Source organism: Rhizobium sp. BK176 (assembly GCF_024808055.1).
This window is the reverse complement of record NZ_JANUBV010000026.1, coordinates 53,552-71,420: the sequence shown is the minus strand read 5'-3', so window position 1 is coordinate 71,420 and position 17,869 is coordinate 53,552. Positions and strand designations below refer to the sequence as shown.

Here is a 17,869-nt window from a genome sequence, read left to right as displayed (position 1 = left end):
CTGTTCGTCTGTGAAACGGCTGCGCTTCATTCCCTGGTCCTCTCAATGGGCCAGAGCTTACTTCAAAATGGATTATTTCAACGGGGCAAGGTCACCAGCTCAGAGACACCTATCCGGGTCCACGCATAGGTTCCCTTCGGAAACACCTCGTTTTTGACAGTCCGGAACACGTCCATCTGCTCGGACATTTCGACTGATAGCTTGTCGTTTCCACGACGTCATCGAACGTGCAATGAGCGGCTTCGAGGACAATCCGTAAATTGTCCCACATAGCTCTGAATTGCTCTGAAGGATCGTGAATAATCTTGAGATCCTTGGTGCGCCCGACTTGGCCGACGACGGCTTCCAGCGGGGCCATTTCTGACGCCACTGAGTGACGCCGTTGCCCTGTCAGGCAAAGCCCTCGCGGCCGATGCCGACACCATAGCGCATCGCGGTCCCGCCCGGCTGGACGAGATAAAGGAAGCGGGAGGGGGTGTCGACGACGATCGTGCCGGGCGCCTCGCCCCCACTCGGGTCGAGGACCTGCTGACGCTAGTGGCGCGGATCGATCTGCTTGTAGGGAACCGCCGGGATCAGAAAGCCGCCATCCTCGATAGGACCATACATGACAGCCAGGGGCCGATCGGATCCTGGAGAGGCGCCGACTGTCGCCCCACCATCCGGCCCGTGCTGGCGGTGGAGACGCACCCCGCCAGGGTAGAGGCTCCAGCCATTGCCGAAAGCGACAGGAGGCTGCGGCGGGATAACGAGGTATCAAAGCTCACGCTCATTCCTCGTCCTGCCATCTGCGCAGATCCGTCTGGTCATGATAGGCCATGCGATCGGGCGTTGTGATAAACTCAATCATCGCGCCCCACGGCGTGCGGCAATAGCAGACCTTGTTTCCAGGACCTTTTTCGGTTGCGTAGGGAATAGCGCGTGGTGCCGTGAGGGCTGTTCCGCCGGCCTTCTCAAAGCGCTCTACCGATGCGTCGATGTCGTCGGTATAGATACCAAAATGCGTAATGCCGAAGTCGCTCGGTGTAACCGGTTGCGCTTGTCTGGGGCCGTGCATTTCGAAGAGCTCGATGTCAGGCCCGGTTCCGATCTTGACCATCGCCTGCGCACGCACAACCGTTCCCGGGTAAGCACCAGTGGCCCGCTCGAACTCGGGTCCCTGCCTGGCCGGATCCTGCGGCCCGAACGATTGGTAGATCACCTGGCCGCCAAAGGCTTCCACCAGGAACGATTTTGCTGCCTCGATATCGGGCACTGTAATGCCGATGTGATTGACGCCGCGAATTGCAGTCATGACAGTTTTCCTTTCTTGTTCAATCGATGAACGCGATCGGGCTCAATTTGCCCGGATTGCAGAGTTCACTTGGCCTTGAGGAAATCGATGAGAGCAGCGGCCACTTCATGCGGGCGCTCGTCCGCCACATAGTGGCTGCACCGCGCAACCGCGCCGCCTGTCACATTGCTGGCGAACTCCTTGAGCATCGGGACCATATGCGCACCGAAACGCTGCTCCCCGCCGAGACCTAAAACGGGTATCTCAAGCGGTCGCTTTTTGTACTCGAGCGCGGCCGCATGGTCGGCGGTCAGTGTGCGGTACCATTCCATGCCACCGCGCGTGCGACCAGGAAGTGCCATTGCTTTCGCGTAGATCTCGAGGTCTTCAGGATTAAAGGTACTGTGATCATAGAACCGCTCGGCCATGAACGCCGAAACATAGTCATATTCGCGGCCATAAATTAGGCGTTCCGGTAGGTCACGGTTCATGTGGAAGGCGAAGTGCCAAATCTTTGCCGTCGTCGCTTCCCACTGGCTCCAGCCAGGAAGCGGAACATCGAGGACGGCCAAATGGGTAACAGCCTCCCGATAGATAGCGGCCTGCGGCAACGCCACCATTCCACCAATGTCATGGCCGCATAGAGCATAGCGTTGATGCTCAAGGGCGACCATGACCTTATGCGCGTCGCGCGCCATCGTCGCCTTATCGTAGCCGTCAAGCGGGCAGTCGGAAAAGCCTGCGCCGCGTAGATCAATCGCCACCACCCTGAACTGTTCGGCCAGCAGCGGCATGACGTGGTGCCATTCCCACCAGGTTTCCGGCCAACCGTGAAGCAGAAGGATCGGGGGACCAGAGCCGCCCGTGACGGCATTGATCTTGATGCCATTCACCGGCACCAGTTGCTGGGTAAAACCTTCCAGTGTTGGGATCATAACTTTTTCCCGTCGATGTTGATGTTAAACAGAGCTAACGACCCGCTCAGTGCTGATCGAAATCGGTGGCGATCGAGATATCGCGCCAAGCGTCGATTTCGCTGCGGAAGGAAGCCAGCTTTCGCTCAGCGATCGAATGCGCGACGGGCCCAAGCGGCAGATGAAGCGGGGCGTTATCGGCGTCGACCGCCTGCAAGATAACTGCAACCGCCTTGTCGGGATCGCCTGCTTGATTGCCGTTGTTCGTTTCACGATAGTGCCTGCGCGAACTCGCGGCGTACTCCGGCATTTCCTTGGCCGCCATCGTGATCGAGCGTCCAAGGAAATCAGTGCGAAACGGCCCAGGCTCGACAATCAGCACGCGGACGCCGAACGGCTTCAGCTCACCGGCGAGCGCCTCGGAAACCCCTTCAACCGCAAACTTGGCGGCGTTGTAGTATGCTGCGCCGCCGCTGCCCGCGATCCCTGCGCCGGACGACATATTGACGATCATTCCGCCCGAACGTCGCAAGGTCGGCAGCGCTGCTCTGGTGATTTCGATAAGACCGAAAACGTTCACCTCGAACATCGGTCGATATTCTTCGGGTTTGCCTTCCTCGAGCGCGCCAAACAGTCCGTAGCCGGCATTGTTCACAAGCACCTCAAAGCCGCCGAATGTCTCGACCGCCTTTGAGACTGCGGCTTTGGCTGCCGCTACATCCGTCACGTCGAGCGGCAAGGTGATCATACGGCCGTCGAATGGCCGAGCCATTTCTTCGATCGAGTTGACGTTGCGGGCAGTAGCGACAACCTGATCGCCCCGCTGTGCCGCAGCGAGCGCGAGCCGTTGTCCGAAGCCGCTCGAGCAGCCTGTAATGAACCATGTTTTCATGACGTTTCTCCGCTTGTTTTCGGAATATGAGTTGAATCTAGATGTTTATATTTGCACTTGAAGTGACAGTTTTGTATTTTCAATGTTTATTTTTGTAAGGGTTTGGCCGTGGAATGGAGTGACGTAAAAATCTTCCTTGCGATTGCGCGATCCGGCACGCTCGGCGGCGCTGCGCGTGCTCTTCAGACCAGCCATCCCACCGTCGGCAGACGGCTGCGTGCCCTTGAGGAGGCGATCGGCCACACGCTCTTCCAGCGGACCGCGGACGGTCTCGTGCTTACCGAGGAGGGTCATGGGATCATCACTCTGGCAGAGCAGATGGAAGAAGGCGCGCTGGCTATGGAGCGCCGGCTTGCCGGGCAGGAGCAAACCCTCAAAGGCAATCTGCGCATCTCGTCAGCAGACTGGTTCGGGGCCTATGTCCTGCCTCCCATCCTGGCAGATTTCTCGAAAGCCTACCCCAATGTAGACGTCGAGATCCTGACCGGCACTCGCCTGTTCAACCTCGCCCAAAGGGAGGCCGACGTTGCCTTTCGCATCGTTCCGTTCGACACTGCCGATGTCATTCAACGGCGGCTCTTCAGGCTCGAATACGGCGTCTACATCGCCGAGGAGTCGCCTGACCCTAAATATGGCGACGGGTCTGGTTTCCGGCTGATCACCCACGATACTTCGACTGGGCAATTCCCCGATATAACCTGGCTCGTCGAGAGTTTCCCGAACGCGAGACCCGTACTGCGATCAAATAACCGAAACGTCCAAGGGCGAATGTGCAAGCAGGGCGTTGGGATCGCCGTCCTGCCCCGCGCAGTGGGCAATCAGATACCGGGTATTCGCAGACTGGAGCTCCCTAAGCCCCCGCCGGCGCGAGACATCTGGATGGGATATCACCGGGACCTGCGACGTCTTCAGCGTCTTCGGGCGTTTATCTCGACCGTCTCGGACCACCTCACAAATGCCCCTGCATGGTAAGCGGCCCGAAGACGATCGATTTTTCCCCGCCAATCACGGCTGCGGTAGTACAGCCGCGACAGACAACTTACTTCTTGGCCGCAATCTCCCTGTGCCGCTCCACCACAGCGCCCACGATCATTGTCATCAGCCCTTCGACAAAGTGCCGACTGAGGCCAACATCATGGGCGATGCTCATCAGTCGATCCAATTGGCGTCGCTCTCGCTCATTATCGATCGCCGGTAACGCTTGCTTGGCTTTTAATTGGCCGACTTGCTCCGTACAGCGAAAGCGTTCGGCTAGGATATAGAGGAGTGCTGAATCTAGATTGTCGATGGTCCTCCGATAGGAAGCAAGTTGCTCTGCCGCATCATCTGTCATCATTGAAATATAATCCACGTGGTTTCATTGGCGGGAGGTAGCGCTTATGAGATGGCATGCATGTTGCGACGCGACAGGGCGATCGTCAGCCAAATTGCCGACACCAGAAAATAGAATGCACCGACACCAGCGTAGCCTGCGACCGTGGCGATAGAAGGCTCCTTCGGCATTTGCGCTTGGAAGATGAAGAGAGCACCGGCCACAGAGGATTGGCCACCGCTCAAAATCATCGCCCACTGACCTCGACTCGTTCTCCAGCGCCGCACCGCAGTTCCAAGCTGCAAAAGTCCTGAAAAGATCGCCCATAGACCGAAAGCGCCGAGAACCCAGTTCATGTTCATCGTCAGCGCCAGCATCACGGCTATCGTCATAGCCGAGCTCGCCGCGACGTTGATCGCTTGGCTCCGGTTGGCGGCAAGACCACCGCTCCTCGTGGCATCGATAACGTTCGCAATTGCATCCCAAGCGGGATAGATGATCAGCAGTGCGGCAGCCACCGCAAAGGAATGCCCTCCGGCAGTCAATGCAGCCGCGACCCACAGCACTGAGAAGGCCGCTCTGGTAAAGTAGTACTTCTTAAGCCACTGGTCGTTGCCGCGCGGGGCACGGGAGGTCTGGTTGTTCGACATTGCTTTCTTCCACTTTCTGAACTGGTTGATTGATGGTTCGCGCTAGCGTCGTCAGATGAAGCCGACATGCTTGCCGAAGGGGGTGTTCTCGTCCCATTCAGTACGGCCGATCCGATCGCTTTCGCTGGAGAGTTTCCGGGTTGACTTCTTGGACCTATCGAGGTCACGCGGGCCGTAGTGAGAGGAAACCTTTGCCCCGCGGCCGTGGGCACCCTTGATGCGCATGTTTTTCTCGAAGGCATCGCTGATCGCCTCCTGCCGCCTCGCCGCCCATCGGCCTTCAGGATCGGAGAGGATCGAACTGGTTTGGTTGATTTCGACCTGTCTTGAAGGCGCAATTGCTGAAATCGGCATCACTTTCTGGACTTTGCGTCGGCTCATGGATTGTTTTCCTGTGGTTCGCCATTTGATGGCCTTAGATGCCGGCGTACCATTCGTAGCCGCGATCTTCCCAATAGCCGCCGTTCCCGCCCCACAGGCCGGCGAAGCTCTCGACCAGTTCGATGCGCATGATGTACTTGGCCTGTTTGTACCCCAGCTGCCGCTCGACCCTGAGACGCAAGGGCGCCCCGTGGCCGACGCTGAGGTCCTGGCCGTTCATCTCGTAGGCGAGGATGGTTTGCGGATGAACCGCGTCAATGAGATCAATGCTCTCATAGTAGCGGCCGCTTCCATCGAGCGTCTTTTCGAGCTCGTCGGCGCAATGCAATACGACGTAGCGCGCCGTCGGCTTGACCCCGGTAAGGCGCAACAGATGGGCGAGTGGACCGCCTCTCCACTTGCCGATGGCGCTCCAGCCTTCGACGCAGTCATGGCGGGTAATCTGGATGCGGGAAGGAAGCGCCTTCAGATCTATGAGCGAAATCTCTCGAGGCCGATCAACAAGACCGTCGATCTTCAGTCGCCAGTTTGCGAAGTCACCTTCCAACAGTTCCGCATATTCATCGCTGTCGGGAGCACTCGTTCCATTGACACGGAAGGAGGGGGAAACGTCCTTTTCGTCAAACTCGCGCGCCAGTGCATCGCGCCCCTGAAGCAGCCTCTGGGCTTTCATGGTCAGGTGCTCGGCTGAGCGAAGGACATTGGCGACGTCTGCGTTCTGGTCCAAGAGGTCGCAGCCAGAGAGAGTAAGGGCGCTGGCCCCGAGCGTGCCGCCGATGAGAAAGCGGCGTCGGGTGAAAAGCTTGCTCATCATTGTGGGCCTTTCTCCTGGATCGCATAGCGTCCGGTGATCATCGAGCAGATGTTGTTCCAGGTCCCGGACAGGACCACCATTGCCACGTGCACGATCACGAAGATGACAAGCGCCGACGCTGTGATGAAATGGATCGTGCGCGCGGACTGGCGTCCGCCGAAAATATCGACAAGGGACGGCAGAGCGGCACCGACGCCCGGTGACATTGTCAAACCTGTGAGCACCATCAGCGGCAGCAAAATGACAATGACGGCCAGATAGGTGAGCTTTTGAAGTGCATTATAATGCCTGGCCTTCTCCCCTTCCGGGAAGCGGAGACGAGCGTGGTCGAGAACCTCGCGGCCGAGATGGCGAGGCGAGAGTTCGTGCACCTTTGGCGTCAGGTCTCGCCTGAAATGTCCGCTCAGCAGGCTGAATCCCACGTAGAGAATACCATTGATCACAAACAGCCAGGCAAAGAAGAAATGCCAGCGACGGCCGGCCGCAAGATCCTGAAACGACGGGATTGTTGCCCAGGACGGGAAAGCTCGCGCGGTCGGCTCCCCATCAACATTGGAAACACCCAAGACGCCAGTTGTAGGAAACTGTAGCCCTGCGACACGCACGAAGCCGCTTGGCGTGCCTGCATCGTCGTCGGAGCCGATTGTCAGGACGGCGGGGTCGCCGTTCGCGCCATAATGACCCCAATAAAGCTCCGGGTGGGCATTGAAGATCTGAAGCCCGCTCAAAAGAAGGAAGCTAAGGCAAAGCACGTTCAGCCAGTGCGTGAGCCGGGTCACGACGGAGTGGCGGCGGATAAAGATCGTCCGAGGATATTGAACATTGTCATTGGAAGCGTCTGCGCTCATCTCAGCGTCTTTCATCTGTGCATTTCGCGGCTGCAGACCAAGCAGCGTCGATCTGTAGTCACTGGCCGGAGCAGTAAGGCGGCTGCTCCGGCCAGTGACGGCGTGGTCTTCACATGGGTGGAACCACGCCATTCTTGCCGACGACCACCTGATGGGCGATAGGGCCTGTTGCGGCTCTTTCAGCTGTGATGAAGACAACGGCGCCAGGAACGAGATCATCCTTGGTGGCCGCGGCGATGGTCACGACCGGTGTCCCATCCGGAATGGCGATCTTCTTTTCCTTGCCATGATAGGTCACGGTGACAGTCCGGCCATCGACGCCTTTAACGGCATCCGCGACCGTCGCATTGGTCATGCTGCTGTCGGGCTTCAGATCCCAACCGTAGCTCCCCTCGCCTGTGCCTTTCATTGCCGGCGGGAAAATGAGGACCTCAAGCGCGCCATCGCCGCCGTCGGCCTTTAGCAATGATGCGATACCCACAAAATCGCCCGGCTTGATGTCGGTGACCTTGGCGTTGGCAACGCCGGCGACTTTCCAGGCGTCGGCAAGCGCGACATCGATTGGCTCGCCTTCGCGGGTCTTCACTTTGAGCGTTGACCCCTGGTAGTCGACGATGCTGCCGCGGACATGGATCGGCGCGGCTTTCTTATCTTCGGCAGATGCGGGTGCCGCAAGGACAGTTACAGAAAGGATGCTGGTCAACCCGAGGGCCAAAGGAGGGAAAACACTTCTCATTTTTATCTTCCTACTAGTTGGTAGTTTAAATGGACGCATTTGACCCGAGTAGCCTTGCCACGCAGGATTAGTGAGAGACTGTTGGCGTGAGACGATTGAGGGCAGGTTCGAGTATCATTGAGAACACTTCCGGCTTCCCATAGGCTCTCGCCGAAAGCATTGCCCCGTATACGGTTGCTAGAAATGTTTCGGCTTCAACATGCGGCGCACTGGTTAGACTCAGTTCGCCCTGCTTGGAACCGCGCTCCATGACCAAAGCCAGCCACGAGGAGATGAAGCGGAAAAAGTTCGTCACCTCGGTTGCGACTTCCGTGGGGAGGGAAGGCAGTTCACTGGCAAGCATAGCACAGACACAGTAGGGTCTGCTGGAATCCTCAATGCATGCAGCCCAGTGGTTTGCATAAGCCTTGAGGATGTCCAGAGCATTCGGAACCTTCTGCTCAAGGACTGCCACGCTTGCCTGGCCATCCTCCCGATAACGCTTGACCAGCTCACGCACCAAATCGACCTTGCTAGGAAAATGATGATGAATGCTTGCCTTGCGGATACCGACAATCTCCGAGATATCGGCGTAGCTGAAGCCATTGTAGCCGCCGCTTATCAGAAGGTTTCTAGTGGACGCCAGAATGTCGTCCGAGGTGGTCGAAAGATTGCTCATACAGCTGATCTACCTTCTAGTAGGCAGGCCGTCAATAGCGAGTATTTGCGGGTTCCTCAATTTGTGTGGTTAACAAATCGTTAGTGGCCACGGCGCTATGGGCGGGCATGCGAACGAGATCCAAATGGTCGCCCGGTCCGGGCATTAAAGTGCAGAGAGAATGCGATGAAAGACCTGCCGTCAGCTAGAATCCTTCTGGCACGCGATTTCGAGAACGGGCCAAAGATTGACCCTGTCAAGATCATCCAGATTTATGAAGCCAGCGAATGGGAAACGTTCATTGACGAAATGGGTCCATTCGCTCAAAACCACATATGTCAACGTTATGCGGCCGACCGGTGCAGGAGACAAAGGCATCGATATTGCTGGCTTCTGTGACGCGGACCAGCTGCTCGGCATCTGGGACAATCACCAGTGCAAGCACTACACCTCACCCTTGAGTTTCGGCGTGGTCGCGCCTGAGATCGGGAAGATGCTCTGGTACTCTTTCTCAGGAGAATACAAAGCTCCGAGAGCATGCCGGTTCATCGCGCCTAAAGGCGCTTCGACATCGTTGTCGCTGTTGCTCTCCAATGCGGACAAGCTGAAAGCGAAGGTTCTTGCGGAATGGGACAAAGCCATCTCCGGAAAAATCACCTCGACTGGGTCGGTCGCCCTGGAGGGAAAATTTCTCGACTCCGTCAGGGATTTCGATTTTTGGATCTTTTCGGCCGAGCAACCTCGAACGATCATCGAAGCCCATTCCAGAACGCCCTATCACATCGGCCGCTTCGGTGGCGGATTGCCCTCCCGTCCGCGGCCCGACACTGTCCCTGTCGAGATCGGAGAGACGGAGGCAACCTATACAAGCAAGCTGCTCGATGCCTATGCAGAGCACAAAGGCGAGACGATCGCCTCGGTCTCGCATCTCGATAAGTGGGGGAATTTGAAATTCCATTTTCATCGCTCTCGCGAGGCCTTTTATCATGCGGAGTCCCTGCGGGTCTTCGTGCGTGAGAAAGTGGAGCCTGGTACTTTCGAGGGCTTGCAGACCGAGATACTCGGCGGAGTCCTGGACACTCACGACGGCGAACACTCGGACGGATATGCGCGCGTCGTCGCCGTAACCGAGAAAGCGCAGTCCTTGGTTCTTGACGCTCATCCTCTGAACAGAAGCGCTTTTCCCACCGACCGTCGGGGGATCTGTCATCAGCTTGCGAACGATGGGAAGCTGACATGGCGTCGCTAATGTCTACGGCCTCGGCTTTCAACGGTTCGCTCGAAACGGGGGTGAGGGCCGTCTTCGTTCTGCACGCGCATTTCCCCCAGGCGGTAGATCTGAACCGGCTGACCGCGATGGATTATCTTGTCGTGCGAACCAGTGTCCTCGACGGACCAGCGGACCTGCATCCCCCGACACCGATTATGTCACCTGTCACGCAGGTCCGTAGAAAGTCCGTTCAATCTGCCGTAGCCCTGATGATGTCCCGAAGGCTAGTCGAGCAGGTTATCGATGCAAGTGGGATCCTGTTTCAGGCCGGAGACAATGCGGAGTTTTTTGTCACCGCGCTTCAGACGCCATATCTCCGCCAATTGTACGAGCGCGCCGAATGGCTCGCAGGTTACTTCCAGGACTACAACGATGAGGCTTTTGACGATCTGATGCGCGATCTTCTCACCAACTGGGTCTCTGAATTTCAAGATGAAGCATCCGGACCCTGACGTATTCAGGCTTCCAGATCCGTCACCTTTCCTTTTACGGCTCAGGAAAAGAACCGGCGGTCGTTTCGTTTCAGTCCGGCCTTAACGTCGTCTATGGGGCTTCCGACACCGGGAAGTCCTATGTTGTCGAAGCTATCGATTTTATGCTCGGTGGCAAAGGCCCTCTCCCCGATATCCCGCAGGCGAACGGCTATGGTCGCGTACTGCTTGCGATTGCTTTCGACGACGGATCGGAAACGACATTGCTTCGAAGCATGGCCGGTGGACAGTTCCAGTCATTCGAGGGCCTGCACACGTCGATCCCGGATGCTGAGGGGAGTGGTGAAATTCACAACGACCGCGATGAGGCGAACCTCTCGTCGTTTCTTCTCTCCAAGATCGGCCTTTCAGGTAAGCGGATCAAAAAGAACGCAAAGGATGAAACGCAGGCGCTGAGCTTCCGAAACATTGCGCGGCTGGCGATCGTCAACGAGGAGGAGATCATCCAGAAGCGTTCGCCCTTGTCCAATGGCAACTATACGGCGAATACGGCAAATACGTCCGTCTTCACGATGTTGTTGACCGGCGTCGATGACACAGCGCTCCTGTCACGCAAAAGCACGTCCACCGAAGATCAGAAGCGACTGGCCCAAATCGATCTTCTCGATCAGCTGATCGCGGACGCTCAAAAACGTATCACGACAATATCCGGCTCACGCGACTGTCTGATCAGGAGGAGCGGCTTACGAGAGCGATGGACAATCGCGCCGAGCAGCTCGCTTTCACCGAGGAAAAATTCAAGGCGATCTCGTCCAGAAGGCGGGCCATCATCCAAAAGCTCGAGATTACCAACGATCGATACACGGAAATTGCCACTCTGCTTGACCGCTTCAATCTTCTACGGGACCACTACGATTCGGACTATGAGCGCCTCTTAGGTATCCGCGAGGCGGGTAGCTTTTTTTCGGTTCTCCGACAGGAGGTCTGCGCGACATGCGGTGCTTCGCCCGACCATCACAATCCCAGTGCGGTCTGCCACGGCGATGTAGCGGTGACCGTCGCAGCGGCCGAGGCGGAGATGCAAAAAATCGAGTCTCGGCAATCCGAGCTGACGACGACAATCGCCGCGTTGAACGCGGAGGCGCAATCAATTCGGAAATCCCTTCCCAATATGAGGAATTCACTGAGCGAACTCTCGATTGAGATCGAGACCGTTGTATCACCGGACCTTAGAAGACAACGCGCGACATACAAAGAGCTCGCGGACAAGGGCGCGAATGTACGCGAAGCGCTCGGTCTCTTCAGAAATCTGAATGATCTCACCAGTCGCAAGGCCAACCTGGAACGGCAGAACGAAGGGGGAGCGGGCGATGCCACATCCAACAATCGCCTAACAAGTACCGTGGTCGCCCCGTTCGCGGAACGTGTTGAAAGCGTGCTCCGGCAATGGGGTTTCCCGACGGTCGAGCATGTGCACTTCGACACAACCGCCAAAGATTTTGTGGTGTCCGGGAAAGCGAGAACGTCCTACGGAAAAGGGCTCAGGGCCATTACGCAGTCGGCGTTTACGATTTCTCTTATTCAATATTGCGCCGACAACGATCTCCCTCACCCCGGGATCGTTGTGCTTGACTCTCCTCTGCTGTCTTACCGCGAGCCCGACAGTGCAGAGGACGATCTCAGCGAAACCAACCTAAATGGGAACTTTTACAGATACCTTCTCGGCCTAGAGAGCGACCGACAAGCCATCATCGTTGAGAACATGGATCCACCGTCCGATGTCGAACTCGGCAATCGGGTCATTCATTTCTCCGGAATGGCTGATGAAGGCCGCTTAGGCCTTTTTCCTCTCTAGCCGGGCCGCCGCAGGCGCCCGGCTCGCCATATGGTCATTGGTGATATAGCTTATCCTCAAGATGATCATCACGATGCGATAGTTCGCTTGCGGCGAAATCAACCGTATTCGGGCGCCATACGGGATCAAAGGAGACCTTTAGCACGCAAGTCGGCCGCAAAGGTGATGAGCGGCATTACGAGAGTTAGCGGCTTGTCCTTCAGCGGTTCGGCACCATAGGAAGCGTACCAGTTGGCCGCTCGCTCGCCTTTAGCATCGATGATCAGTAAAAGTCCCCCGCCCTCTCCTGCAAGTCGCAGGCAGCGGAGCGCTGCGGCGGCTAGGAGCCGGCCTCCCAGTCCCTGCCCGGCAACCGCGCGGTCGGTAGCCAATCGCGCGAGCTTGAAGCCTGGCACGTCATGGCGGGCAAGACCGCGTGTCATTGCATCTGGCACAGTCGCATGCTCGACTGCCGAGGGCGCGATCGTATAGAACCCAAGAATACGGCCGGGCACTGCGTCGTCGATAGCACAGAAGGTTTTCGAGGCATTCTGCTCATGGCTCTGTCGGGCGAACCGGAGCAAAAACTCGTTCATCTGACCGTCGCCGCAATCGAAGACTGCCCGACCGTGAGACTTAGCGATCGGTTCCTCATGCCATGCAGGTAAAGTCATAGGCTGCCAGGCAAACCGGCAATCGCCGCGCGCAGCTTGGCGTTAGGTTTAGGCGGATTTTCCAGAAGCTCAAGAATGCGAAGATGATCGCGCTTCGACACTTTGATCGTCTCGGCTTCCTCGATCACAGCCTCTGCTTCTCGCAGCGCGGATTGCGTCACGAAATCCGTCAGATCGGTATTACGAAGTGCCGCAGCGCGCACGAGTTTAGCTTTGGCCGTGGCAGGCACCCTCAAACTCATACGCTCGCTGTTCTCGTTCGCTATGCTCGGCATGTCGGCCTCCATCTCTCAATGGAATATAGGCGAAAGTCTCCTCGTCGTCAATGGTGTGCGCCTTCAAGGCGTACAGATCGCCCAGGCGCACCTCTATATCTTCTTGGCTCGCCTCAGGGCGTGAAGAACGTTGGGATCACCGGTCAGCTGTTCAGCGATCTGCAGACCATCGCGAACGCCCTCAAGGGCAATGGGCGCCTGATCTCGCCAATTGACGCCCAGTACGGACGCAAAGTCTGCTGTCGTTTGGCATTTAATCGTAAGATTCGGCATGCAATTATTTCAACAAGATAGCGCGGCACTTAAATTGAGATTGGACACTTAAGTTGAGATTCTGGTTTCGATTTTGGCACTTAATGTGAGATTCGCCGCCGGGGAAAAGATGGCTGCCTACGGTTAAGCTTAATCAGAAATTCCAAAGATTACAAAAGGTTATTTCCGAATTGGTAGGCGTCAAGCGTCGAAAATCGCACCGAAAAATCTCCAATTAGGTGCCATTACCAGCCGGAACGGGCGCATTCTTACGATTAAATGGCGCGGACAGCCGAGCCGAACGTGGCGGCGGGCGACAGTGTCCAGGTCTCCACGAGGGCGGGAGCGATGATAATCTTCTGTTTCGGCATACTGTATAGATGGGTTTGGCGTTGCTCGGGATCAACAAGAAAAACCGATAGCCCTGACAGGCGTTGGATGCTGGCGCAACAAAAAAGGCCGGGGCGAATTCGCACCGACCTTCTCATGTCGCTCCTCATACCAGTGCCAGTACATCCGTGGTCAAAAGCAGGAAACGACTTTAGCTATCGCGAACATCCCTTCGGACACTCACCAGCGACGCCAGTGCATTATAGATAGCCACGGATTGTGTTCCTTTCAAGTTCGCGGCGTTAAGACAACGGACTTCAAGAGAGCACATCGCAAGCATGAAGCAGAAATAGGCAATAACGGAAGAGAATCCGGACAGCGGTTTTTCCCGCCACGAACTATCCCTTGCCCATCGTCACTGAGGCAATGGAGAAGCAAAATGAAGGTCGTCATTATCACCGGGGGCAGCCGCGGCATCGGTGCCAGCACGGCGAAAATCTGCGCCGCGCGCGGCATGGGTGTTGTCCTCACCTATAACAGAAACCCGGCTGCAGCCGACGCGCTCGTTGCCTCGATCGCGGCTGGCGGCGGCACCGCCGTCGCCCTCAAGCTCGATGTCGGCGATGTCGGCTCCTTCCTCGCTTTCCGCGAAGAGGTCGCATCGGTTCTGCGGACGAGCTTCGCCCGCACCGACTTCGACTTCCTCGTGAACAATGCTGGCCATGGCCTTTACAATCCGATCGTCAGCGTCACCGAAGAGGAATTCGACGGCCTGTTCGCCGTGCATCTGAAAGGCCCGTTCTTCCTCACCCAGACGCTGCTGCCATTGATCGTCGATGGCGGACATATCATCAACCTGACCAGTGCCACCATGCGTGTCGCCTTTGCCGGCGTGGCGCCCTATGCCTCCTTTAAGGGCGGCCTTGAAGTCCTGACCCGCTATATGGCCAAGGAATTCGCTGACCGGAAGATCCGGGCAAATTCCGTCTCGCCGGGTGCTATCCGCACCGAGCTTGGCGGCTTGAACGAGGAGTTTGAAGCCACGCTGGCGGGCATGATCGCGCTGGGACGCGTTGGTGAACCGGAAGAGATTGGCGGCGTCATCGCCAGCCTTCTGTCTGACGATAACCGGTACATCAACGCCCAGAACATCGAAGTGGCCGGCGGCTACATTATCTGACAAGGGAGGCTCTCGATGCTCGATCACATAGTTCCCACGGTTGCCGACGTCGAACGCTCGATTGTCTTCTACACCGCAACGCTTGGCCCCCTCGGTATCACCCAGCGCTTGGACTATGCCGGAAAGGATGGCCCTCCGGGCCATCCCGACCTCAAGGGTTTCGGCAAGAACGGTCGCTTCATCTTTTGGCTGCGCAAGGGCGAGACTGCGCCAGGCTCGATGCATATCGGCTTCGCTGCCGATTCAGAAGCGATGGTCGATGCCGCACATGTTGCTGCGGGCGCGCTCGAAATCCACAAACCAGGTCCGCAGTTGCATTACGATCCACGCTACTACGCCGCGCAGGTTGCAGATCCCGACGGCCATACGCTCGAATTCGTCAACAAGAGCTGGCAGCATGGATAGTGAGATGATGACCGACATTCCCATCATGAGAGCGAAGGTTGACGCCCTCATCGGCGCCACCAATGCCTTCGACGTCGAAGCTGTACTATCCCTCTTCACGTCGCGCGCCGTGATCGACGATCCTTCAACCGGCGAGCGCTTTGACCGCCATGCCGGCATCCGCGACTACATCGAGCGCTACTTCATCGGCTACCACACTGTGACCCGCCTACTATCGATCGAGGCGCTCGACGAGAACCGGGTTCGTGCCAACGTGGATTTCACCGGAGATTTTGGTCATGAGATCGGTCGGCTCGACATCGCGTTCGACGAGGAAGGGCTAATCTCGCGGATCGACGCCGATCTTGAATAGGCGGACGTGGTAATGTCATTTAGGCGGGTACCCATCACTGGATTAAAAGCGATAGGCAGACCCAGTCGTGCTAGATCTGAACGCCTTGATCGGATTCGAACTCGCGACCAGCACATTATGAATGCGTCGAAGGCTTTGATTAGAAACAGTCTCCCGACCAATCTTCATGGCCGTGGCGGATACGGATCACGAACATGCTCCCGTCTTCGATGATGCGATACACCACAAGGTGCGCCTTGAACGGATGGATCCTGACAGGAGGAGAAATCTCATGGCGTTCGCGCGCCATTCTTGGGTTGGTGACGATGAGTTCGAGCAAGGCAAAAAGCTCATCGTGATATCGTTTGGCAATGAGTGCTCCGAAGATGCTCCTCTTCCGCTTGGATCGAAAGGCTGAATGGCATCAATCGCTTCCGCGGCTGGTCTCGGCTCGAGCGGTGGCTTCGGCAAACTCGCTAGCCCACTTGGAGGCAGTTAAAGTCGCCGCCGCGATCACCCCTGTTCCCGGTGGCGTCGGTCCTGTGACAATTGCATTGTTCATGGCCAATCCGTAATCACTGCACACCGTGCAGCCGGGCTTGCCACATGACAAAACATATCGACCATTCGAGAGTTTGCACGGTCAGGCGAAACTTTTTCGGCGGCGCCAACGGCGGGCGAATGGGCACGGTCAATCTGGGGCGGAATAATACTTGCTCGAGTTTAAGCTCGCAGCAGCGGTTTTGGTTCCTGCTTTCTTGGCGGTAGCCGCCGATTGCTGTGCGGAGCCATTCGGATTACGCCACGGGTTGATTGTCTATTAGTATACGGTTTCACCACGCACGGAGATCTCGATCGCATGACCTTGGGCTTGTGCTCAGCCAATTTCGCCCTGTTGAACCCTATCCAACAGCCATTGACCGGCCGGTCCCAGATCCTTGTCAGACTTCTGGACTACTCTGAACTGATAGCGAGCGTCCTTCCACAAATTGAGCGGTAGCCTCACCAGTCGCCCGGCCTCCATGTCCGAGCGTATCATCGGCTCAGGCATTGATCCCCAACCGACCCCTGCTAGCAGCAGTGCGTGCTTTGCGCCAAGGTCGGCCAGCCGCCAGGTTTGTTCGGAAAGCACGCCAAAATCCCGCCCCTGCGAGAGTTTGGATCGATCCGACAGGACAAGCTGCACGTGCCTGCGCGCCTTAATTTCAGCGATTGCGCCGTCTTTCTCCGCAGAGAGGGGATGACTGGGGGCCGCGACCGGAACCACGGCAATCGAGCAAAGCGGAACAAACTCCAAACCATCTGCCGTCGCCGGCACAGGCCCGCTGATACCGAGGTCGGCGACCCCGTCGCGGACGAGTTGCGTTACCGCGCCGACAGCTTCAACATGCAATCGCATGGTAACGGACGGATAGGCAGCACTGAAGGCGTTGAGGATTTCGGTGAGTGCTGGGATCGGCATCATTACGTCAACGGCGAAAGAGACTTCAGCCTCTTCGCCCTGCAAGAGGCTTCTGGTGCGGGTTAGCAACCCGCCGACCTCTCTTGTGATGGCCCTTGCACTTGGCAATAGTGCTCGACCGGCCTCCGTGAGGCTCACCCTTTTCGCCGTTCGACGATCAAACAGCGAGAGACTTAGCTGGGCTTCCAAGTTCGCGAGTTGGTAGCTCACGACAGATGTCGCTCGGTTAAGGCTGCGAGCAGCTCCCGCGAAGCTGCCGGTGTCCGCGATCGCGAGGAAAACTCGAAGCTGCTCTAGGGTGGGTGGGTGCGGGGTAATCATCCCAGTTATTAGAACAAATTGCGCAAGATTATCCAGCTTTTTGTGTAGTCCGTTTCCGTCTAGCTAATCGCCAGAACTATTCCAGTGACTGCTCAACATGAGAGATCTCTCCAATGTCCAACAATTTGCGCTATCTTCCAGCCATCGGTCGCCTGCTCATTAGCATCATTTTTCTGGTGAGCGGTCTCGCCAAAATCACCAACGCCGCCATGGTCAAGGGCTACATCGTTTCCGCCGGCCTGCCCCTCCCCGATCTAGCCTATCTGATCGCCATCATTATCGAAGTCGGCGGTGGCGTGCTCCTTCTTGCCGGCTTTAAGTCACGGATGGCGGCGGGCATACTGGCCCTCTTTTGTATCGTCACAGCATTCGCATTTCACGCCGACCTGACGGACCAGATGCAGTCGACGAATTTTCTAAAGAACATCGCGATCGCTGGCGGGTTGTTGCAGATCATCGCCTTCGGTTCGGGTTCACTTAGCTTGGACGGACGACCAACCTCCGATCGCTCCCCCGCCGCATAATCTATCTTTTGCCACAGGCCATCCGCTGCACCGCGGCGGAGCCCGTGGTAAGCCAAGGAAAGCATCTAAAATGCGTGTCTTCAGACTTACAACTCCGCATATTGACGGGCTCCGTCTATCCGA

22 protein-coding genes and 4 pseudogenes are annotated in these 17,869 nt (G+C 57.1%); 10 read left to right on the top strand and 16 right to left on the bottom strand.

Features of this window, described 5'->3' with window-relative positions; translation table 11 throughout:
- Positions 1-109: 109 nt before the first annotated feature.
- The 5 genes and pseudogenes from FHT76_RS41525 to FHT76_RS36350 all read right to left on the bottom strand — a co-directional run bounded on the left by FHT76_RS41525 (position 110) and on the right by FHT76_RS36350 (position 3,079).
- Positions 110-358, bottom strand: coding sequence for a Rid family hydrolase (locus FHT76_RS41525; protein WP_348649651.1), 249 nt, complete (start codon positions 356-358; stop codon positions 110-112).
- Between the two features lie 35 nt (positions 359-393).
- Positions 394-767: pseudogene (locus FHT76_RS36365) on the bottom strand (L,D-transpeptidase); the annotation flags it as partial.
- Positions 768-769: 2 nt separating this feature from the next.
- Positions 770-1,294 carry a VOC family protein gene (locus tag FHT76_RS36360; protein WP_183758693.1) on the bottom strand — a complete coding sequence of 175 codons (525 nt, stop codon included), beginning with the start codon at positions 1,292-1,294 and terminating at the stop codon, positions 770-772.
- 65 nt (positions 1,295-1,359) lie between these two features.
- Positions 1,360-2,208 carry an alpha/beta fold hydrolase gene (locus tag FHT76_RS36355; RefSeq protein ID WP_183758691.1) on the bottom strand — a complete coding sequence of 283 codons (849 nt, stop codon included), beginning with the start codon at positions 2,206-2,208 and terminating at the stop codon, positions 1,360-1,362.
- A 46-nt stretch (positions 2,209-2,254) separates the two neighbouring features.
- Entirely contained in the window at positions 2,255-3,079 is an 825-nt protein-coding gene (locus FHT76_RS36350; RefSeq protein ID WP_183758689.1) for an oxidoreductase, read from the bottom strand.
- Between the two features lie 108 nt (positions 3,080-3,187).
- Between FHT76_RS36350 and FHT76_RS36345 the strand changes: the two genes are divergently transcribed.
- The gene (locus FHT76_RS36345) at positions 3,188-4,051 is read left to right on the top strand and encodes a LysR family transcriptional regulator (RefSeq protein WP_183758687.1); all 864 of its coding nucleotides are present in this window, start codon (positions 3,188-3,190) and stop codon (positions 4,049-4,051) included.
- Between the two features lie 67 nt (positions 4,052-4,118).
- On the opposite strand, the gene FHT76_RS36340 is transcribed toward FHT76_RS36345, so the two are convergent.
- The 7 genes from FHT76_RS36340 to FHT76_RS36310 all read right to left on the bottom strand — a co-directional run bounded on the left by FHT76_RS36340 (position 4,119) and on the right by FHT76_RS36310 (position 8,478).
- Positions 4,119-4,415: a chorismate mutase gene (locus FHT76_RS36340; RefSeq protein WP_183758685.1), complete on the bottom strand. Its 297-nt coding sequence runs from the start codon at positions 4,413-4,415 to the stop codon at positions 4,119-4,121.
- A gap of 41 nt (positions 4,416-4,456) precedes the next feature.
- Positions 4,457-5,041 (bottom strand): DUF308 domain-containing protein, encoded by a 585-nt coding sequence (locus tag FHT76_RS36335; RefSeq protein WP_183758683.1) that lies wholly within the window; start codon positions 5,039-5,041, stop codon positions 4,457-4,459.
- A 51-nt stretch (positions 5,042-5,092) separates the two neighbouring features.
- Complete coding sequence (locus tag FHT76_RS36330) at positions 5,093-5,422, bottom strand: hypothetical protein (RefSeq protein ID WP_183758681.1); 330 nt, start codon at positions 5,420-5,422, stop codon at positions 5,093-5,095.
- A gap of 34 nt (positions 5,423-5,456) precedes the next feature.
- Positions 5,457-6,233, bottom strand: coding sequence for a molybdopterin-binding protein (locus FHT76_RS36325; RefSeq protein ID WP_183758705.1), 777 nt, complete (start codon positions 6,231-6,233; stop codon positions 5,457-5,459).
- On the bottom strand, positions 6,233-7,084 hold the full coding sequence (locus FHT76_RS36320; RefSeq protein ID WP_183758680.1) for a cytochrome b/b6 domain-containing protein: 852 nt from the start codon (positions 7,082-7,084) through the stop codon (positions 6,233-6,235). The genes FHT76_RS36325 and FHT76_RS36320 overlap by 1 nt, the downstream gene beginning before the upstream one ends.
- A 109-nt stretch (positions 7,085-7,193) precedes the next feature.
- Complete coding sequence (locus FHT76_RS36315; protein ID WP_183758678.1) at positions 7,194-7,820, bottom strand: hypothetical protein; 627 nt, start codon at positions 7,818-7,820, stop codon at positions 7,194-7,196.
- 67 nt (positions 7,821-7,887) lie between these two features.
- Complete coding sequence (locus FHT76_RS36310) at positions 7,888-8,478, bottom strand: TetR/AcrR family transcriptional regulator (RefSeq protein WP_183758676.1); 591 nt, start codon at positions 8,476-8,478, stop codon at positions 7,888-7,890.
- Between the two features lie 280 nt (positions 8,479-8,758).
- Between FHT76_RS36310 and FHT76_RS36305 the strand changes: the two genes are divergently transcribed.
- From FHT76_RS36305 to FHT76_RS36295, 4 genes and pseudogenes are all read left to right on the top strand, one after another.
- On the top strand, positions 8,759-9,706 hold the full coding sequence (locus FHT76_RS36305) for an ABC-three component system protein (protein WP_246712820.1): 948 nt from the start codon (positions 8,759-8,761) through the stop codon (positions 9,704-9,706).
- Positions 9,694-10,179, top strand: coding sequence for an ABC-three component system middle component 2 (locus FHT76_RS36300; RefSeq protein ID WP_183864851.1), 486 nt, complete (start codon positions 9,694-9,696; stop codon positions 10,177-10,179). The genes FHT76_RS36305 and FHT76_RS36300 overlap by 13 nt, the downstream gene beginning before the upstream one ends.
- Positions 10,167-10,529, top strand: a pseudogene (locus tag FHT76_RS41520) (AAA family ATPase); the annotation flags it as partial. The gene FHT76_RS36300 and the pseudogene FHT76_RS41520, both read left to right, overlap by 13 nt.
- Positions 10,530-10,912: 383 nt before the next feature.
- A complete protein-coding gene (locus FHT76_RS36295) occupies positions 10,913-12,013 on the top strand; it encodes a hypothetical protein (RefSeq protein WP_246712819.1) in 1,101 nt (366 codons plus the stop codon).
- A gap of 125 nt (positions 12,014-12,138) precedes the next feature.
- On the opposite strand, the gene FHT76_RS36290 is transcribed toward FHT76_RS36295, so the two are convergent.
- Together FHT76_RS36290 and FHT76_RS36285 are read right to left on the bottom strand one after the other, a co-directional pair.
- Positions 12,139-12,666, bottom strand: coding sequence for a GNAT family N-acetyltransferase (locus tag FHT76_RS36290; RefSeq protein WP_183758672.1), 528 nt, complete (start codon positions 12,664-12,666; stop codon positions 12,139-12,141).
- Positions 12,663-12,941, bottom strand: a complete 279-nt coding sequence (locus tag FHT76_RS36285; protein WP_015633362.1) for a DUF1778 domain-containing protein — start codon at positions 12,939-12,941, stop codon at positions 12,663-12,665. Before FHT76_RS36285 ends, FHT76_RS36290 begins: the two co-directional genes overlap by 4 nt.
- Before the next feature lie 1,021 nt (positions 12,942-13,962).
- On the opposite strand from FHT76_RS36285, the gene FHT76_RS36280 reads away from it, so the two are divergent.
- Genes FHT76_RS36280 through FHT76_RS36270 form a run of 3 tightly spaced genes read left to right on the top strand, consistent with a single transcriptional unit; the run spans position 13,963 to position 15,460 of the window.
- The gene (locus FHT76_RS36280) at positions 13,963-14,703 is read left to right on the top strand and encodes an SDR family NAD(P)-dependent oxidoreductase (RefSeq protein ID WP_183758670.1); all 741 of its coding nucleotides are present in this window, start codon (positions 13,963-13,965) and stop codon (positions 14,701-14,703) included.
- 15 nt (positions 14,704-14,718) lie between these two features.
- Positions 14,719-15,108 carry a VOC family protein gene (locus FHT76_RS36275; RefSeq protein WP_183758668.1) on the top strand — a complete coding sequence of 130 codons (390 nt, stop codon included), beginning with the start codon at positions 14,719-14,721 and terminating at the stop codon, positions 15,106-15,108.
- Positions 15,109-15,112: 4 nt separating this feature from the next.
- Entirely contained in the window at positions 15,113-15,460 is a 348-nt protein-coding gene (locus FHT76_RS36270) for a nuclear transport factor 2 family protein (protein ID WP_259131561.1), read from the top strand.
- 139 nt (positions 15,461-15,599) lie between these two features.
- Here the strand turns inward: FHT76_RS36270 and FHT76_RS36265 are convergent.
- Positions 15,600-15,864: pseudogene (locus tag FHT76_RS36265) on the bottom strand (type II toxin-antitoxin system RelE/ParE family toxin).
- A 63-nt stretch (positions 15,865-15,927) separates the two neighbouring features.
- On the opposite strand from FHT76_RS36265, the pseudogene FHT76_RS41515 reads away from it, so the two are divergent.
- Positions 15,928-16,014 (top strand): annotated as a pseudogene (locus FHT76_RS41515) (hypothetical protein); the annotation flags it as partial.
- 302 nt (positions 16,015-16,316) lie between these two features.
- Here FHT76_RS41515 and FHT76_RS36260 read toward each other — a convergent pair.
- A complete protein-coding gene (locus FHT76_RS36260; protein ID WP_183758666.1) occupies positions 16,317-17,222 on the bottom strand; it encodes a LysR family transcriptional regulator in 906 nt (301 codons plus the stop codon).
- Positions 17,223-17,335: 113 nt separating this feature from the next.
- Here FHT76_RS36260 and FHT76_RS36255 point away from each other — a divergent pair, with 113 nt between their 5' ends.
- Entirely contained in the window at positions 17,336-17,746 is a 411-nt protein-coding gene (locus FHT76_RS36255) for a DoxX family protein (RefSeq protein WP_183758664.1), read from the top strand.
- Positions 17,747-17,869: the final 123 nt, after the last annotated feature.

What these genes read in the sequence shown, in the direction of transcription:
- FHT76_RS41525 (WP_348649651.1), bottom strand. Translation starts at nt 358, where the DNA reads ATGGCCCCGCTGGAAGCCGTCGTCGGCCAAGTCGGGCGCACCAAGGAT.
- FHT76_RS36360 (WP_183758693.1), bottom strand. Translation starts at nt 1,294, where the DNA reads ATGACTGCAATTCGCGGCGTCAATCACATCGGCATTACAGTGCCCGAT.
- FHT76_RS36355 (WP_183758691.1), bottom strand. Translation starts at nt 2,208, where the DNA reads ATGATCCCAACACTGGAAGGTTTTACCCAGCAACTGGTGCCGGTGAAT.
- FHT76_RS36350 (WP_183758689.1), bottom strand. Translation starts at nt 3,079, where the DNA reads ATGAAAACATGGTTCATTACAGGCTGCTCGAGCGGCTTCGGACAACGG.
- FHT76_RS36340 (WP_183758685.1), bottom strand. Translation starts at nt 4,415, where the DNA reads ATGATGACAGATGATGCGGCAGAGCAACTTGCTTCCTATCGGAGGACC.
- FHT76_RS36335 (WP_183758683.1), bottom strand. Translation starts at nt 5,041, where the DNA reads ATGTCGAACAACCAGACCTCCCGTGCCCCGCGCGGCAACGACCAGTGG.
- FHT76_RS36330 (WP_183758681.1), bottom strand. Translation starts at nt 5,422, where the DNA reads ATGAGCCGACGCAAAGTCCAGAAAGTGATGCCGATTTCAGCAATTGCG.
- FHT76_RS36325 (WP_183758705.1), bottom strand. Translation starts at nt 6,233, where the DNA reads ATGAGCAAGCTTTTCACCCGACGCCGCTTTCTCATCGGCGGCACGCTC.
- FHT76_RS36320 (WP_183758680.1), bottom strand. Translation starts at nt 7,084, where the DNA reads ATGAGCGCAGACGCTTCCAATGACAATGTTCAATATCCTCGGACGATC.
- FHT76_RS36315 (WP_183758678.1), bottom strand. Translation starts at nt 7,820, where the DNA reads ATGAGAAGTGTTTTCCCTCCTTTGGCCCTCGGGTTGACCAGCATCCTT.
- FHT76_RS36310 (WP_183758676.1), bottom strand. Translation starts at nt 8,478, where the DNA reads ATGAGCAATCTTTCGACCACCTCGGACGACATTCTGGCGTCCACTAGA.
- FHT76_RS36300 (WP_183864851.1), top strand. Translation starts at nt 9,694, where the DNA reads ATGGCGTCGCTAATGTCTACGGCCTCGGCTTTCAACGGTTCGCTCGAA.
- FHT76_RS36295 (WP_246712819.1), top strand. Translation starts at nt 10,913, where the DNA reads ATGGACAATCGCGCCGAGCAGCTCGCTTTCACCGAGGAAAAATTCAAG.
- FHT76_RS36290 (WP_183758672.1), bottom strand. Translation starts at nt 12,666, where the DNA reads ATGACTTTACCTGCATGGCATGAGGAACCGATCGCTAAGTCTCACGGT.
- FHT76_RS36285 (WP_015633362.1), bottom strand. Translation starts at nt 12,941, where the DNA reads ATGCCGAGCATAGCGAACGAGAACAGCGAGCGTATGAGTTTGAGGGTG.
- FHT76_RS36280 (WP_183758670.1), top strand. Translation starts at nt 13,963, where the DNA reads ATGAAGGTCGTCATTATCACCGGGGGCAGCCGCGGCATCGGTGCCAGC.
- FHT76_RS36275 (WP_183758668.1), top strand. Translation starts at nt 14,719, where the DNA reads ATGCTCGATCACATAGTTCCCACGGTTGCCGACGTCGAACGCTCGATT.
- FHT76_RS36270 (WP_259131561.1), top strand. Translation starts at nt 15,113, where the DNA reads ATGATGACCGACATTCCCATCATGAGAGCGAAGGTTGACGCCCTCATC.
- FHT76_RS36260 (WP_183758666.1), bottom strand. Translation starts at nt 17,222, where the DNA reads ATGATTACCCCGCACCCACCCACCCTAGAGCAGCTTCGAGTTTTCCTC.
- FHT76_RS36255 (WP_183758664.1), top strand. Translation starts at nt 17,336, where the DNA reads ATGTCCAACAATTTGCGCTATCTTCCAGCCATCGGTCGCCTGCTCATT.